The 15,248-nt window shown below is 43.5% G+C and carries 11 protein-coding genes and 1 pseudogene; 10 read left to right on the top strand and 2 right to left on the bottom strand.

Features of this window, described 5'->3' with window-relative positions; all coding sequences use genetic code 11:
- Positions 1-108 precede the first annotated feature (108 nt).
- Positions 109-1,692 (bottom strand): TerC family protein, encoded by a 1,584-nt coding sequence (locus KHQ26_RS22305; protein WP_004151147.1) that lies wholly within the window; start codon positions 1,690-1,692, stop codon positions 109-111.
- A gap of 759 nt (positions 1,693-2,451) precedes the next feature.
- Here KHQ26_RS22305 and galF point away from each other — a divergent pair.
- Together galF and KHQ26_RS22295 are read left to right on the top strand one after the other, a co-directional pair.
- Positions 2,452-3,380, top strand: a pseudogene (gene galF, locus KHQ26_RS22300) (GalU regulator GalF).
- 360 nt (positions 3,381-3,740) lie between these two features.
- On the top strand, positions 3,741-4,370 hold the full coding sequence (locus KHQ26_RS22295; RefSeq protein WP_020324300.1) for a phosphatase PAP2 family protein: 630 nt from the start codon (positions 3,741-3,743) through the stop codon (positions 4,368-4,370).
- A gap of 547 nt (positions 4,371-4,917) precedes the next feature.
- Here KHQ26_RS22295 and KHQ26_RS22290 read toward each other — a convergent pair.
- Positions 4,918-5,043: a hypothetical protein gene (locus KHQ26_RS22290; protein ID WP_369758881.1), complete on the bottom strand. Its 126-nt coding sequence runs from the start codon at positions 5,041-5,043 to the stop codon at positions 4,918-4,920.
- A 286-nt stretch (positions 5,044-5,329) separates the two neighbouring features.
- On the opposite strand from KHQ26_RS22290, the gene KHQ26_RS22285 reads away from it, so the two are divergent.
- The 8 genes from KHQ26_RS22285 to KHQ26_RS22250 all read left to right on the top strand — a co-directional run bounded on the left by KHQ26_RS22285 (position 5,330) and on the right by KHQ26_RS22250 (position 15,231).
- Positions 5,330-6,769, top strand: a complete 1,440-nt coding sequence (locus tag KHQ26_RS22285; protein ID WP_032410439.1) for a capsule assembly Wzi family protein — start codon at positions 5,330-5,332, stop codon at positions 6,767-6,769.
- Between the two features lie 145 nt (positions 6,770-6,914).
- Positions 6,915-8,054: a polysaccharide export protein gene (locus tag KHQ26_RS22280; protein ID WP_032410437.1), complete on the top strand. Its 1,140-nt coding sequence runs from the start codon at positions 6,915-6,917 to the stop codon at positions 8,052-8,054.
- Entirely contained in the window at positions 8,054-8,491 is a 438-nt protein-coding gene (locus KHQ26_RS22275; protein WP_049256763.1) for a protein-tyrosine-phosphatase, read from the top strand. Before KHQ26_RS22280 ends, KHQ26_RS22275 begins: the two co-directional genes overlap by 1 nt.
- 16 nt (positions 8,492-8,507) lie before the next feature.
- Complete coding sequence (locus KHQ26_RS22270) at positions 8,508-10,673, top strand: polysaccharide biosynthesis tyrosine autokinase (protein ID WP_211777951.1); 2,166 nt, start codon at positions 8,508-8,510, stop codon at positions 10,671-10,673.
- Between the two features lie 180 nt (positions 10,674-10,853).
- Positions 10,854-12,278, top strand: coding sequence for an undecaprenyl-phosphate galactose phosphotransferase WbaP (gene wbaP, locus KHQ26_RS22265; RefSeq protein WP_032410433.1), 1,425 nt, complete (start codon positions 10,854-10,856; stop codon positions 12,276-12,278).
- Between the two features lie 60 nt (positions 12,279-12,338).
- The gene (locus tag KHQ26_RS22260; protein WP_158414397.1) at positions 12,339-13,397 is read left to right on the top strand and encodes a glycoside hydrolase family 43 protein; all 1,059 of its coding nucleotides are present in this window, start codon (positions 12,339-12,341) and stop codon (positions 13,395-13,397) included.
- A gap of 44 nt (positions 13,398-13,441) precedes the next feature.
- Positions 13,442-14,194, top strand: coding sequence for a glycosyltransferase family 2 protein (locus KHQ26_RS22255; RefSeq protein WP_032410431.1), 753 nt, complete (start codon positions 13,442-13,444; stop codon positions 14,192-14,194).
- Positions 14,191-15,231, top strand: a complete 1,041-nt coding sequence (locus KHQ26_RS22250; protein WP_032410429.1) for a glycosyltransferase family 4 protein — start codon at positions 14,191-14,193, stop codon at positions 15,229-15,231. The genes KHQ26_RS22255 and KHQ26_RS22250 overlap by 4 nt, the downstream gene beginning before the upstream one ends.
- Positions 15,232-15,248 lie beyond the last annotated feature (17 nt).

Below are 15,248 nucleotides of genomic sequence, written 5' to 3'. Positions count from 1 at the left end.
TTCGCCATTCCGTAGGCCTGATAAGCGCAGCGCCATCAGGCATTAAACAGGATACCTGGCTATCAATTTTACGGCCCGGGGTACCCCGGGCCGTTTTATGCCTGACGATTACACCTCATAATCCAGCTCATCCTGCTTTACCGGCGGGACGATCTGCACCTTCTGCACCCGATGGCTGTCGACCTGCAGCGTGCGCAGGGTATAGCCGTCAATCTCAATGGTTTCCCCCACCTGCGGCACATGCTGCAGATACTCCATCAGCAGACCGGCGACGGTGTGGTACTCCCGTTTATCATCCAGCGGCAGCGGAACGTACTGCACCAGATCCTCCAGCGGCATATGGCCGTTAACCGTCCATGAGCCGTCCTGATGATGCTGAATATCGTGCCGGGCATCGATCTCCTCCACCTCATTGGGCAGATTGCCGGCGATGGTCTCCATCACGTCGCTGAGGGTCACAATCCCCTCGACGGAACCAAACTCATCGACCACAAAGGCAAAATGGGTGCGGGCCTGGCGGAACTGCTCGAGCGCCGAGAGGAGCGGCAGACCCTCCGGGAAGACCAGCGGTTGACGGACCAGCGCCTGCAGATCCAGCGGCTCCTGACGCAGGGACTGCTGGAGCAGGTCAATAACATGCACCACACCCAGCAGATCTTCATTATCCTTCCCGCCGGTGACCACCAGCCGGGTATGCTGATTTTTCTCCACCAGGCTGCGGATCTCTTCCTCCGGCGCGCTGAGGTTGATGCGCTCGATATCATGGCGCGACGTCATAATACTGCTGACGCTGCGCTGATTAAGGTTCAGCACCCGCTCAATCATCAGTCGTTCCTGCGGATTAAACAGAGGATGTTGATCCTGATCGGCGACCAGCGACGCCGTGTCAGCATCCAGTTCAGCTTTTTCTTTCTGCCCGCTCAGCAGATTCATCACCGCTTCGGTAGTGCGCTGACGCAGCGTCATATTGGCGGAGAGGAAGCGACGGCGGTTAAACTGCGCCAGCTGGTTAAGGGCTTCAATCATGACCGAGAAGCCAATGGCCGCATATAGATAGCCTTTCGGAATAATAAAGCTGAAGCCTTCAGCAATCAGACTGAAGCCGATCATCAGCAGGAAGCTCAGACAGAGGATCACGATGGTCGGGTGGCTGTTAACGAAGCGCGTCAGCGCCTTGCTGGCCATCAGCATCAGGCTGATGGCGATAACCACGGCGGCCATCATCACCGCCAGGTGATCGACCATGCCGACGGCGGTGATCACCGAGTCAAGCGAGAAGATGGCGTCGAGCACCACGATCTGCGCCACGACGGCCCAGAATTTCGCCCCTTTGCGCTGGGTGGGGTTATCGCTGTCTTTCCCCTCCAGCCGCTCATTAAGCTCGACGGTCGCTTTAAACAGCAGAAACAGGCCGCCAAACAGCATAATCAAATCGCGGGCGCTAAAGCTGAAGTCGTGAAAAACAATCAGCGGTTTGGTCAGGGTGACCAGCCAGGAGATAGAGGCCAGCAGCAGAAGACGCATGACCATCGCCAGCATCAGGCCAGTAATCCGCGCGCGGTCGCGCTGGGCGGGAGGGAGTTTCTCGGCGAGGATAGCGATAAAGACCAGGTTATCGATACCCAACACCAGTTCGATAACCACCAGCGTGACGAGACCTGCCCAGATTGACGGATCGGCAATCCATTCCATATGTATTAAAACCTGTACGACTGCGGTATGTGTTACCACGATCATGGATAAGATGAGTCTAAAATGCAATAACGACGCGGATATCGCCCTGCCGTGGATGGATATATTTCCAGCGGATTAAGCGAACCGATAAGAATTATGTTCCGGAAAAGAACAGTGAAAAAATAACACCGTGGCGGCGACCATGGAATAAGCTTGCCGATATCAGAACTTTTTCCGCTGCGTTTCAGCGAGGGCGGCAAAAGGGCTTCCTCCCGCGGTTCGTCACGGCGAGCGCGGATGCGCAGAGCAGAAGCGAAGCGCGAAGCCCGCTCACAAAACCAGCATAATTCATATTATGAAGTGAGTGCAGAATAGGGCGGATCGCAGTTCACCGCCGCGGATTCAGGCTAATATGTCGTCATATCCGACTGTTTATGCTGAAATATATTGCCTGGCGAAATTTATTATCTATATCTATTCTTTCCGGGCATACGCGCGGCGCGGCGGGGCCGGCGGCCAACAGACCCCGATAGACGGGCCTCTCAGCCACATCGCGCGGCGCAAAGGAACGAGCCGCTGAATAACCTGAACGAAAATAAGATTATTCTCACTTCTGACTGTTGGTAAAAGGGAGTTGTGTGTATTCTTTTACGTGACAGTGAATTTAAGAATTTGGCGGGCAGATGCCCGGGCAGTATCCGTGTATTATCAGTTCCAATGGATTTGTGACATGTACAATTTTGCAAAACCGCGTGTTTTGCAACCAAACAGGTGAAGATGAATATGGCGAATTTGAAAGCGGTTATTCCGGTCGCAGGACTAGGCATGCATATGCTGCCGGCCACAAAGGCAATTCCAAAGGAGATGCTGCCGATCGTTGATAAGCCAATGATTCAGTACATCGTTGACGAAATCGTCGCCGCCGGGATCAAAGAGATTGTTCTGGTGACGCACTCCTCGAAGAACGCGGTGGAAAACCACTTCGATACCTCCTACGAGCTGGAAGCCCTGCTGGAACAGCGCGTGAAGCGCCAGCTGCTGGCGGAAGTGCAGGCCATTTGCCCGCCGGGCGTGACCATCATGAACGTGCGTCAGGCGCAGCCGCTGGGCCTGGGCCACTCCATCCTCTGCGCCCGCCCGGTAGTCGGCGACAACCCGTTTGTGGTGGTCCTGCCGGATATCATCCTTGACGGCGGCACCGCTGACCCGCTGCGCTATAACCTCGCCGCTATGATCGCCCGCTTTAACGAGACCGGCCGCAGCCAGGTGCTGGCGAAACGCATGCCGGGCGATCTCTCCGAATACTCCGTCATCCAGACCAAAGAGCCGATGGTGGCTGAAGGCCAGGTGGCGCGTATCGTTGAGTTTATTGAAAAACCGGACGAACCGCAGACTCTGGACTCCGATCTGATGGCGGTGGGGCGCTACGTGCTGTCGGCGGATATCTGGGCCGAACTGGAACGTACCGAGCCGGGCGCATGGGGCCGTATCCAGCTGACCGACGCCATTGCCGAACTGGCGAAGAAGCAGTCCGTCGACGCGATGCTGATGACCGGCGAAAGCTACGACTGCGGGAAGAAAATGGGCTACATGCAAGCCTTCGTCACCTACGGGATGCGTAACCTGAAAGAAGGCACCAAATTCCGCGAAAGCATTAAAAAACTGCTGGCCTGAGCGCCAGCGTAGTGCCGGGGGGCAGGGCGTGAACATTCGTCCTGCCGCTCATAACGTTATGCAGAAATTATTCATAACGTGAATGTTATAACGATTGTAAAGAAACGTATGGCTTCGGAGACTTCTGGTAGTTTGTCTCTGGCCTCTGTGGTGCAATGGTCGGAGTAGCAGCAATAATGCTTTATGAATAGTCACTTAGTGCGACAATTCCTAAAGCGAAGGGAAAGCGGTCAACGACAGCCAAAAATAAAACTTGACTGCGATCATGTTTCCGCTTTAAACATCTCACTTGCATGCATAAAAATGTGAAATGAATTGGCATGCGAGCTGGTACAGACATTACGGATAATCCCTGAGCACGGCAGTGGACATCATCGAAGGATCACAGGTATATGAACTGGCAACTCATCTCATTTTTTGGCGATAGCACCGTTTTGCTGCCCAGCGCAGCGGCGCTGTTTATTGTCCTGATGCTGCGTAAAACGTCGCGGTTGCTGGCGTGGCAATGGAGTTTGCTGTTCGGCATCACCGGCGCTATCGTCTGCGCCTCCAAACTGGCCTTTATGGGCTGGGGTCTGGGTATTCGTGAACTGGATTACACCGGCTTCAGCGGCCACTCCGCGCTCTCCGCGGCCTTCTGGCCTATCTTCCTGTGGCTGCTCAGCGCCCGTTTCTCCGTCGGTCTGCGTAAAGCGGCCGTTATTACCGGCTATGTTCTGGCCGCCGTGGTGGGCTATTCGCGGCTGGTCATCCATGCGCATTCCGTCTCGGAAGTGATTGCCGGCCTGCTGCTGGGCGCTGCTGGCAGCGCTTTGTTCCTGGTGTTGCAAAAACGTACCTCTGATCCGGAAAGCGTGAATATCTCATGGGGCGGTGTCGCATGCCTGGTGATGGTTCCACTTATCCTTTTACATAGCGGCAGCAAAGCGCCGACTCAGTCCCTGCTGGGACAAATCGCCACCGCGGTGGGGCCGCTGGATAAACCCTTTACGCGTACCGATCTGCACAAGCAGGCCTGGTAATCGCCATTTGTTTTACAGGGGAAATTAAGTTTTCGCTGGTTAATTAGACAAATAAGAAAATAATCTACTATATATCCGGTAATTGATAATTCATATTTATGAAATAATGAAGTGCTACTACATTGTTATTGAATATTTGCCTGGATATAGCTTTGATCAGACGTTTCTTAAATGCGCTGAGACGTTACCTGATGCACATTCAATGAATATCCAGACACAGGAAACTATTAGAAATTGTAGTTGACTATAACGCCATCATCTGATTTTTGCATGATGATGAGCTATGGAAAAAGACGTTTTTTTACAGTCAGTTAGCTGCATGTGTGATGTTGTAGCAGTACCGGGAAGATTTCTAACCCTGGAAATCAGTGAATAATCTTAATTGGTGACCCGCTTATTTTTTGTCAGTAGAACGACAGGCGGCATTAATTGGCAGATATTCGGTAACAACACTCCCAATTGTGACCGAAATCCCGTAAACTTAACGCCGCCAAAAATAATGGCCTGACCAATTATTCATCCACAGGTCGATAAAAAATTAAGTCGTTCAGGTAGTCAGTGCGCTGGTAGCTGTTAAGCCAGGGGCGGTAGCGTCGCTGAAGCCGCTTGCTGCTGCACAGAGGTTCTCTTCAACGGCTGTAAAATCGTTCCGGTCAGGATGATCACCCTCAATAGATATCTATCAATTTTCTACGGATATCCTCAGAAGTTGGCCAGGAGCGGCTGCTGATATCGCCTGGAGATTAACTTTCCTGTCTCATCGATAGCCTGTAGGGTAAAATTCGCCTACATTGTGAGCTGAGTGGATGTTATAAGGCTAACAAGCAGCTTAGGGTAAATGTACTTGCCTCGCCGGTGTTGCACAGCGAAGTCAGCTGGTGCCGCGAGCGCTTTCTATCTTGGTATTCCCCTCATTCTCATTGAGATACGACAGCGGGGCTGAAAATGGATCTTGTACAATGATAAAAATTGCGCGCATTGCCGTGACGTTGGGTTTGCTTTCCTCCCTGGGAGCCCAGGCTTACGCGGCCGGGTTAGTAGTAAATGACAACGACTTGCGTAACGACCTGGCCTGGCTTTCCGATCGTGGGGTCATCCATCTGAGCCTGTCGACTTGGCCGCTGAGCCAGGAAGAGATCTCCCGGGCGCTAAAAAAGGCCAAACCGTCCTATTCTTCTGAGCAAGTGGTGCTGGCTCGTATTAACCAGCGACTGTCTGCCTTAAAAGCGGATTTCCGGGTTACCGGCTACACTTCAACCGATCAGCCGGGCACTCCGCAGGGGTTTGGTCAGACACAGCCGGCAGATAACTCGTTAGGCCTGGCGTTCAACAACAGCGGCGAGTGGTGGGATATCCACCTGCAGGGTAACGTCGAAGGAGGGGAGCGGATCAGCAACGGATCGCGCTTCAACGCCAACGGCGCATACGGCGCGGTGAAGTTCTGGAACCAGTGGCTCTCTTTTGGTCAGGTACCACAGTGGTGGGGACCGGGCTATGAAGGTAGCCTGATCCGCGGGGATGCGATGCGGCCGATGACCGGTTTCCTGATGCAGCGAGCCGAGCAGGCGGCGCCGGAAACCTGGTGGTTACGCTGGGTGGGGCCATGGCAGTACCAGATCTCCGCCAGCCAGATGAATCAATATACCGCTGTGCCACACACGAAAATTATCGGCGGTCGTTTTACCTTTTCACCATTCCAGTCTTTAGAATTAGGCGCATCACGCATTATGCAGTGGGGTGGGGAAGGGCGGCCTGAATCACTCAGTAACTTCTGGGATGGTTTAACAGGCAAGGATAATACCGCCGCAAACGATCCCAATGAACCAGGGAACCAACTGGCCGGTTTTGACTTTAAGTTCAAACTCGAGCCGACTCTTGGCTGGCCGGTGAGCTTCTACGGGCAGATGATCGGCGAGGATGAGTCTGGTTTTCTTCCTTCAGCAAATATGTTCCTTGGCGGTGTTGAAGGGCACCATGGGTGGGGCAAAGATGCGGTTAACTGGTATGTGGAAGCGCATGACACGCGTACCAACATGAGCCGAACCAATTACAGCTATACCCACCACATCTATAAAGATGGTTATTACCAACAAGGGTATCCACTGGGAGATGCGATGGGTGGGGATGGTCAACTCATTGCCGGGAAGGTTGAGCTTATTACGGAGGATAACCAGCGCTGGAGTACGCGCCTGGTTTACGCCAAAGTTAACCCGGAGAATCAGTCGATCAACAAAGCGTTCCCTCATGCGGATACTCTGAAAGGTGTACAGCTGGGCTGGAGCGGAGATGTGTATCAGTCTGTTCGTCTGAATACTTCATTGTGGTACACCAACGCTAACAACAGCGACAGCGATGACGTTGGTGCCAGCGCAGGGATAGAGATACCGTTTAGTTTATAAGGCTGAATGCTGAAAATAGAGGAGAGAGGGTGGTAGTGCTGCAGGAGGCAGTCAGTTTTTATCTCTCCACAAGCCGGCAGGTAAGCAACGGCGATGACAGCTGCTCAGGAATTGGCAAATTTTGATTTACTGATGATGTGACATTATGAAGAAAAAAATTGTTAGATTTTCGGCATTAGCGTTGGCGATTGGGTTTTTATCGGGTTGTACAATCATCCCTGGTCAGGGATTAAACAGTCTGCGCAAGAACGTGGTTGAGCTTCCAGACAGCGACTACGATCTGGATAAATTAGTGAACGTGTATCCAATGACACCAGGCCTGATCGATCAGCTCCGTCCAGAGACCGTTCTTGCTCGTCCCAATCCGCAACTGGATAATTTACTTCGTAGTTATGAATACCGTATTGGGGTGGGTGACGTGCTGATGGTTACCGTATGGGACCATCCGGAACTCACAACGCCTGCAGGTCAATACCGTAGCGCCAGCGACACCGGTAACTGGGTTAACTCCGATGGGACCATCTTCTATCCTTATATCGGTAAGGTGCAGGTAGCGGGAAAAACGCTTAGCCAGGTACGCCAGGATATAGCCAGCCGTTTAACCACTTATATTGAAAGCCCGCAGGTTGATGTAAGCGTTGCGGCCTTCAGATCTCAAAAAGTATATGTGACTGGTGAAGTTGCAAAATCTGGTCAGCAGCCAATTACCAATATTCCCTTAACAGTCATGGATGCAATCAATGCGGCAGGTGGATTGGCACCAGACGCAGACTGGCGAAACGTGGTGCTTACCCATAATGGCAAGGATAGTAAAATCTCACTGTATGCCTTAATGCAGAAAGGTGACTTAACCCAGAACCATCTGCTGTACCCAGGGGATATTTTATTTGTGCCACGTAATGACGATCTGAAAGTGTTTGTTATGGGGGAAGTGGGCAAACAGAGCACCATGAAGATGGACCGCAGCGGCATGACCCTGGCGGAAGCGCTGGGCAATGCAGAAGGTTTGTCTCAGGCGATGAGTGATGCCACGGGGGTATTCGTTATTCGCCAGCTTAGGGGTGATAAGCAAGGTAAGATTGCAAATATCTATCAACTTAATGCACAAGATGCTTCGGCAATGGTACTGGGCACAGAATTCCAATTGCAACCATATGATATTGTTTATGTAACTACTGCACCACTGGTTCGTTGGAACCGTGTGATTTCACAGCTTGTGCCAACTATTACTGGGGTACATGATATGACTGAAACTGTCCGTTACATTAAGAGATGGCCTAACTAATGTTTGATTCAATTCTAGTTGTGTGCACGGGAAATATCTGTCGCTCACCAATAGGCGAACGTTTTCTACGTAAAGTCTTGCCTAATAAAAGGATAGACTCTGCAGGGACAGGTGCTTTGATTGATCATGCCGCTGATGAAAGTGCGATAAAAATAGCTGTAAAACATGGGATTTCTTTAGAAGGGCATAAAGGAAGGCAATTTACTGCTTCCATCGGACGGCAATACGATTTGATATTGGTGATGGAAAAATCTCATATTGAACAAATTGGGCGTATAGCACCAGAGGTTCGTGGAAAAACTATGCTTTTTGGACACTGGTTGAATCAACGTGAAATACCAGATCCTTATCGTAAAAGCGACGAGGCATTTGCCTCAGTTTACAAATTAATTGAAGAAGCTGGTAATTGCTGGGCTTCTAAACTTAGTAACCCTTAAGCAGGGAAGATAATGCATGTCATCAATAAAAAGTAACAAACCTATTAATGATTCAGATGAACTAGATCTGGGGCGTGTTATCGGTGAAATATTCGACCATAGAAAATTAATAATCGCGGTAACCTCACTATTTACGCTTATCGCGCTTATATATGCCTTACTTGCTACCCCAATATATCAGGCGGATGCATTGATACAGGTTGAACAAAAGCAAGGTAACGCGATACTTAGCAGTCTGAGCCAAGTCTTTCCTGATAGTCAGCCTCAATCAGCACCTGAAATTACACTACTGCAATCACGAATGATATTGGGTAAGACCGTAGATGATTTAAATTTACAAGTCAAGGTCGAAGAATTATTTTTCCCCGTCATTGGTCAAGGATTAGCGCGTCTTTTTAATAAAACAAAAAATACTATTCAGGTACATAAACTTTTTATTTCACCAAATATGTATGATGATAATTTTATTACTTTGACAGTTAAAAATGATCATCAATATAGTATTTCTGGTGAAAATATAGATTTTGATGGGGAAATTGGTCGGCTCATTGATAAGAATGGGATAAGGATTCAAGTCGATAGTATCAATGCTGAACCCGGGACAAGATTTCTGTTAACTTATACATCTCGCATAAATGCTATAAACTATTTACGGGATTCATTACTCATCGCAGATCAAGGTAAAGATACCGGGATGTTAACGATATCTCTTCTTGGTAGTGATCCAGATTTAATTAAAAGAGTAATTGATAGTATAAGTGACAATTACTTAGAACAAAATATTGCACGCCAAGCAGCTCAAGATGCAAAGAGCTTGGATTTTTTAAATCAACAATTACCAAAAGTCAGAACAGAATTAAATGAATCTGAAGATAAATTAAATGCATACAGAAGGCAAAAAGATTCAGTAGACCTTTCTTTGGAAGCTAAATCGGTTTTAGATCAAATAGTAAATGTTGATAATCAACTTAATGAGTTGACGTTTAAAGAGTCTGAAATATCGCAATTATATACACAAGAACATCCTACCTATAAAGCCTTGATGGAAAAGAGGAAAATTTTACAAGATGAAAGAGCAAAGCTGAATAAACGAGTATCAACAATGCCTGAAACTCAGCAAGAGGTTTTGAGGTTGAGTCGTGATGTAGAATCAGGCAGAGCTGTTTATATGCAATTGTTAAATCGTCAGCAAGAGTTGAATATCGCAAAGTCGAGCGCAATAGGTAATGTCAGAATAATTGACAATGCTGTAACACAGCCAAAACCAGTAAAACCTAAAAAATTAATCATTATAGCGATTGGCCTAATTTCAGGCTTTGCAATATCGCTAGGTGTTGTATTCTTAAGAACTTTCTTACGTAGAGGAATAGAGTCTCCCGAACAGCTTGAGGATTTAGGAATAACAGTATATGCAAGTATACCTGTAGCTGAGGTATTATCAAATCGGGCGAAGCAACCAAGTAAAATCAGGTTTAAAAAGGAAGAGGACGCTAATTATACTTATCTGGCGACTAGTCACCCAACAGATCTGGCTATAGAGGCAATAAGAGGACTTCGAACGAGTCTACATTTTGCAATGATGGAAGCTCGCAATAATATATTAATGATCTCTGGTGCAAGTCCAAACGCAGGAAAAACTTTTGTAAGTTCAAACTTAGGGGGCGTAATAGCACAGACGGGTAAAAAAATACTATTTATTGATGCCGATCTAAGAAAAGGCTATACGCATAAAATATTTAACGAGTCAAATGAAAATGGATTGTCTGAGTATCTTTCGGGGAAAATAAAATTAGAAGACACAATTAAGCATCTTGTTTCTGAAGGATTTGATTTCATTTCGAGAGGTATGGCATCACCAAATCCAGCTGAACTTTTGATGCATCGACGTTTTGGTGAACTTATTAAATGGGTCAGTCAGGCATATGATATGGTGATAATTGATACTCCGCCTATTCTAGCGGTTACCGATGCAGCTATTATAGGTAATTATGTCGGAACTACTTTACTTGTTGCCAGGTTTGAACAAAATACAACTAAAGAGTTAGAAGTTAGCGTAAAACGATTTGAGCAAAGTGGTGTTGCAATAAAAGGATGTATCTTAAATGGAGTTGTAAAAAAAGCAAGTAGTTACTATGGTTATGGCTATGCCCATTATGGTTATTCTTATAAAGATGAAAAATAAATAAGGTTTGGCCGAGTTTCCTCGGCCGACTTTAATAGCAGACGATATTTATCGCACTTTTCTTGATGCAAACTACAATTTTATTAAAAATGTAGGAGTATAAGTTAGCAAATCAAGAAAATAATCAGTATAAACCATACTAAAACATTAAAGAACAGAAGTTCAGTTGAGAGGGAAAATATGTCACCTTTCGGTAGGAATATAATAGTTAGTTCAGCTCTGGCTTTATCCGATATTATTACTTTTGCGATAACGCCTTTCATAGCTATTTTTATTTTATCCTTAGCATTCTATGATTTTGATAAAATAGCTCCTGTCGAACAATACCGGGGATGGGTTGTACTTCATTGTTTATTGGCTTTTTGCTGTGTTTCTTGGTTTTCAATTAGACTACGTCATTATTTTTATAGAAAAACATTTTGGTATGAATTGAAGGAAATTTTACGTACCTTGGTTATCTTTGCCGTAATTGAGATAGCTGTTCTGGCATTCGCATCATGGGCGTTCTCGAGATATTTATGGATATTATCATGGCTCATTACATTTTTGCTTGTGCCTGTTGCGCGAATGATAGTTAAACGGCTTCTTAATGCTTTAGGGCTTTGGGAACGGGATACATGGATTGTAGGTAATGGCAAGAATGCGTATGAGGCATACAAAGCAATAAAAAGCGAGCATAATTTAGGCTTGGTTATCGTAGGGTTTATTTGTGATACAAAATCAGATGAAAATAAAACTATCGAAGGGCTTCCGGTAGTTTATGGCGATGAAAAATGGTTATCTTCTAAAGATAAAAGGACACAATTTATTTTGGCGGTAGAATCTAACCAAAGTGATATAAGGAATAATTGGCTTAGAGATTTAATGATCAAAGGATATAGATACGTGTCGGTCATCCCAACGCTTAGGGGAATGCCGCTGGATAGTACGGATGTATCTTTTATATTTAGTCATGAGGTAATGATTTTCCGTGTGCAGCAAAATCTAGCAAAATGGTCATCACGATTAATGAAGCGATGCTTTGATATTGCAGGTTCCTTGACTATTATACTAATTCTATCACCATTATTAATTTATATTACAACAAAAGTCAAAAAAGACGGTGGTCCAGCTATTTATGGTCATGAAAGGGTTGGGAAAAACGGGCATAAGTTTAAATGTCTCAAATTCCGATCTATGGTAATAAATTCACAAGAAGTACTATCTAAGCTTTTAGAAAACGACCCAGTGGCGAGGGTTGAATGGGATACTACGTTTAAATTAAAGAATGATCCTCGTGTCACACCTATTGGAAGATTTCTTCGGCGTACAAGCTTAGATGAACTACCTCAATTATTTAATGTTCTTAGAGGGGAAATGAGCTTAGTCGGACCTAGACCAATCATAACTGACGAGTTAGCACGCTATAACGATGAGGTAGCCTACTACCTCTTAAGCAAACCAGGAATGACGGGTTTATGGCAGGTAAGCGGTAGAAGTGATGTCGATTATGATACACGCGTTTATTTAGATGCATGGTATGTAAAAAATTGGTCTATGTGGAATGATATTGCGATTTTGTTTAAAACTGTAGGTGTAGTTTTGAAGCGCGATGGTGCCTATTAAAGTGGTTCCTTGAATATTAATGAGTAATTAATTACCCATGTATTTTGCATGGAGAAAATTATGAAGCTTAAATATGTATTGCTTTTTGCTGTTTGGTCAATTAGTTGTTATGGCAATAATACATCATTCAACCCTGGGGAAATGTGGTTTGATGATGATGGAAATAAAATTAATGCGCATGGTGGTCAAGTTATAAAAGTCGATGATCTATATTATTGGATAGGAGAGTATCGAGATACTGGTCGTAAGAATACAGGTAAGGTTAATGAATATTCATCTAAGGATTTATATAATTGGAAAAATGAGGGAGTAATCTTGGATCTTTCAAGATTGCCAGGGAAGTATTCTGTTGAACGACCTAAGATAATATATAATAGAAAATCTAAAAAATTTATCATGTGGTTTCATTTAGAGTTAAATGGTAAATATAGAACAGCTAAAGCGGGTGTTGCTATATCAAACTCAATAAATGGCCCTTTTAAATTAGTTAATCAGTTATGGCCGAATGCTGGTGTTCTACCAATAAGTACTCAGTACGCAGTTGCTGCCAATAATTTAAAAAATAATATAATGGATGCTGACTCGAAATTTGAATCGAGGATTGCAACAGGTAATTTGCTTAGAGATATGACTGCATTTGTCGATGATGACGATAAAGCGTATATAATTTATTCTTCTGATGGCAATAAGTCGATACAAATTGCAGAGCTCAATGATGATTATACTAATTTTAATGGTCGTTATATCAGGATCCTGATAGGAGAGATGAACGAGGCACCAACTTTAGTAAAACATGATAATCGATATTTTCTCATTACCTCTGGCGTAAATGGTTTTGGACCGTCTTCGGCTCGCTTATCATTTTCAGACAACATTTTTGGTAATTGGAAATCATCCGGTTCACCAGTAAAAGACTCTTCTAAAAATAATATAACTACAACTTTTTTCAGCCAGGGAACGTATATATTAAAAGTTAACTCACAAGAGGTCGATAAATATATATTTATGGCAGATCGGTGGGACCCTGATAATTTAAACAATAGTACATATGTTTGGTTGCCATTGACATTTGAAAATAATTTGCCAACAATAAAATGGCATGATAAGTGGCAATATTAATATAATGTATCGTAGTTAGAAAAACACTGAGATAACCTATTAATATGAATAATGAGAAGATCAAAATAGCAATTATCATGCCTGCATATAATTGCGAGGATACAATAAAAAAATCAATCCTATCAGTAATTAATCAAACGTATACAAATTGGCATTTATACATAATTAATGATTGCTCGGTGGATAATACTTCTATTATTCTTGAAGATTATTTTCTTAATGATAAAATCACAATTATAGAAAATGAAGAAAATATTGGGGCTGCTGGTAGTCGAAATCGAGGAATTACTCTAAGTACTGAACCTGTTATAGCTTTTATTGATAGTGATGATTTATGGAATGAGAATAAATTATTATTACAAGTCGAAGAAATAGCTAAAGGTGAAAAGTTTATTATTACCGATTATGATTACATTGAGCAATCTACTCAACGAACTTTCTCTGTATCATGGGGAAAAAAGTATCTGACTGAAAAAGATTTTTTGAAGAAAAAGTTTAGAGTCTGTTTTTCTTCATTATTGTACATCAGGTGTGAAAATCAATTTAAAAAAATAGGACATGAAGATTTTGTTTTTTTATTTGAACTTTTTAAATTGTATGGGGATGCAAAAGTTATAAATAAAAATCTAGTATCATATATTTCAGTCGAGAATTCACTTTCATCTAATAAGAAAAAGGCCATTATATGGCATGTGAATTGTTTGAAATATATTTTCAATGATAATTACTTAAAGGTTTTTTATTATTTTCTTTATTATATGGTAAATGGAATATTATTTAAAAGGAAAAATAGATGAAGCAGAGAATACTAATTATTATAGAGAATGCATTTTCTTTCGCGGGAACTGAAAATGTGTGTAATTTCATGACTGATTGTTATGGCCCAGATAATGAAGTAATAATACTCTCTTTGAAAGGAAAAGGAGATACGTTTTATAAATTTGAACATGTCAAAAGAATTATCAGCCTTGAAGATATTGGTGCTTCAACTTACAGTATTATAAAACATGTTCAGAATATAAATCCAGACTATGTTTTTGTCATAAGTATGGGAAAACTTTCTGTACTGTATGCGTTTCTTTCATTTTTTAGTTTTAAAAGTTTGAATAATACATTTGCATGTGAACATGTATCATATTCTTCTTTCCCATGGTATGTTAAATTACTTAAAATATTCACCTTACGTTTTTATAAAAAAGTTATCGTGCTGACTGAAAGAGATTCAAAAAAATTAACTTCTTTAGCTATTAAAAACTTGAAGATTTCTAATCCAGTTCATATGAAAAATATCGTGAGAACGGAAAAGCCTAAAATAGTACTGGCGATAGGAAGATTAGAACATCAAAAAGGAATTGATAGGTTAATTAGTATTTGGTCTTTATTTTATAAAAAACATCCGGACTGGATACTTAATATTGCCGGAACGGGAAGTTGTGAGCATCAATTAATAGATCAGGTAAAGAAAGAAAACTTAGAGGGATCAATATTTTTCCTTGGTAAAGTAAAAAATGTCGATGAACTATATAATAATGCTGGTATTTATGCAATGACCTCACGGTATGAGGGTTTACCTATGGTTTTGTTGGAAGCTAAGTCGTGGTCATTACCAGTTGTAGCATTCGATTGTCCAACAGGTCCAAGAGAGATAATAAATCATGGTGAAGATGGGTTCCTTATAGAAGATGGTGATATTGACGTTTTTGTGGAAAAACTATGCTTATTAGCAGAAGAAGATGATATATATTTCAAGTTTTGTTCAAATATTAAAAATACCTCCAATCCATTTTCAGTGGAAAAGATTAAAGAGCAATGGAAAATGCTCATTAGTGAATAAATAAGTTACAGTTTCTT

It is taken from the genome of Klebsiella sp. 10, from assembly GCF_018223925.1.
Classification (GTDB): Bacteria; Pseudomonadota; Gammaproteobacteria; order Enterobacterales; family Enterobacteriaceae; genus Klebsiella; species Klebsiella pneumoniae.
The sequence above is the reverse complement of the archived record's forward strand: the minus strand, read 5'-3'. Positions and strand labels throughout refer to the sequence as shown.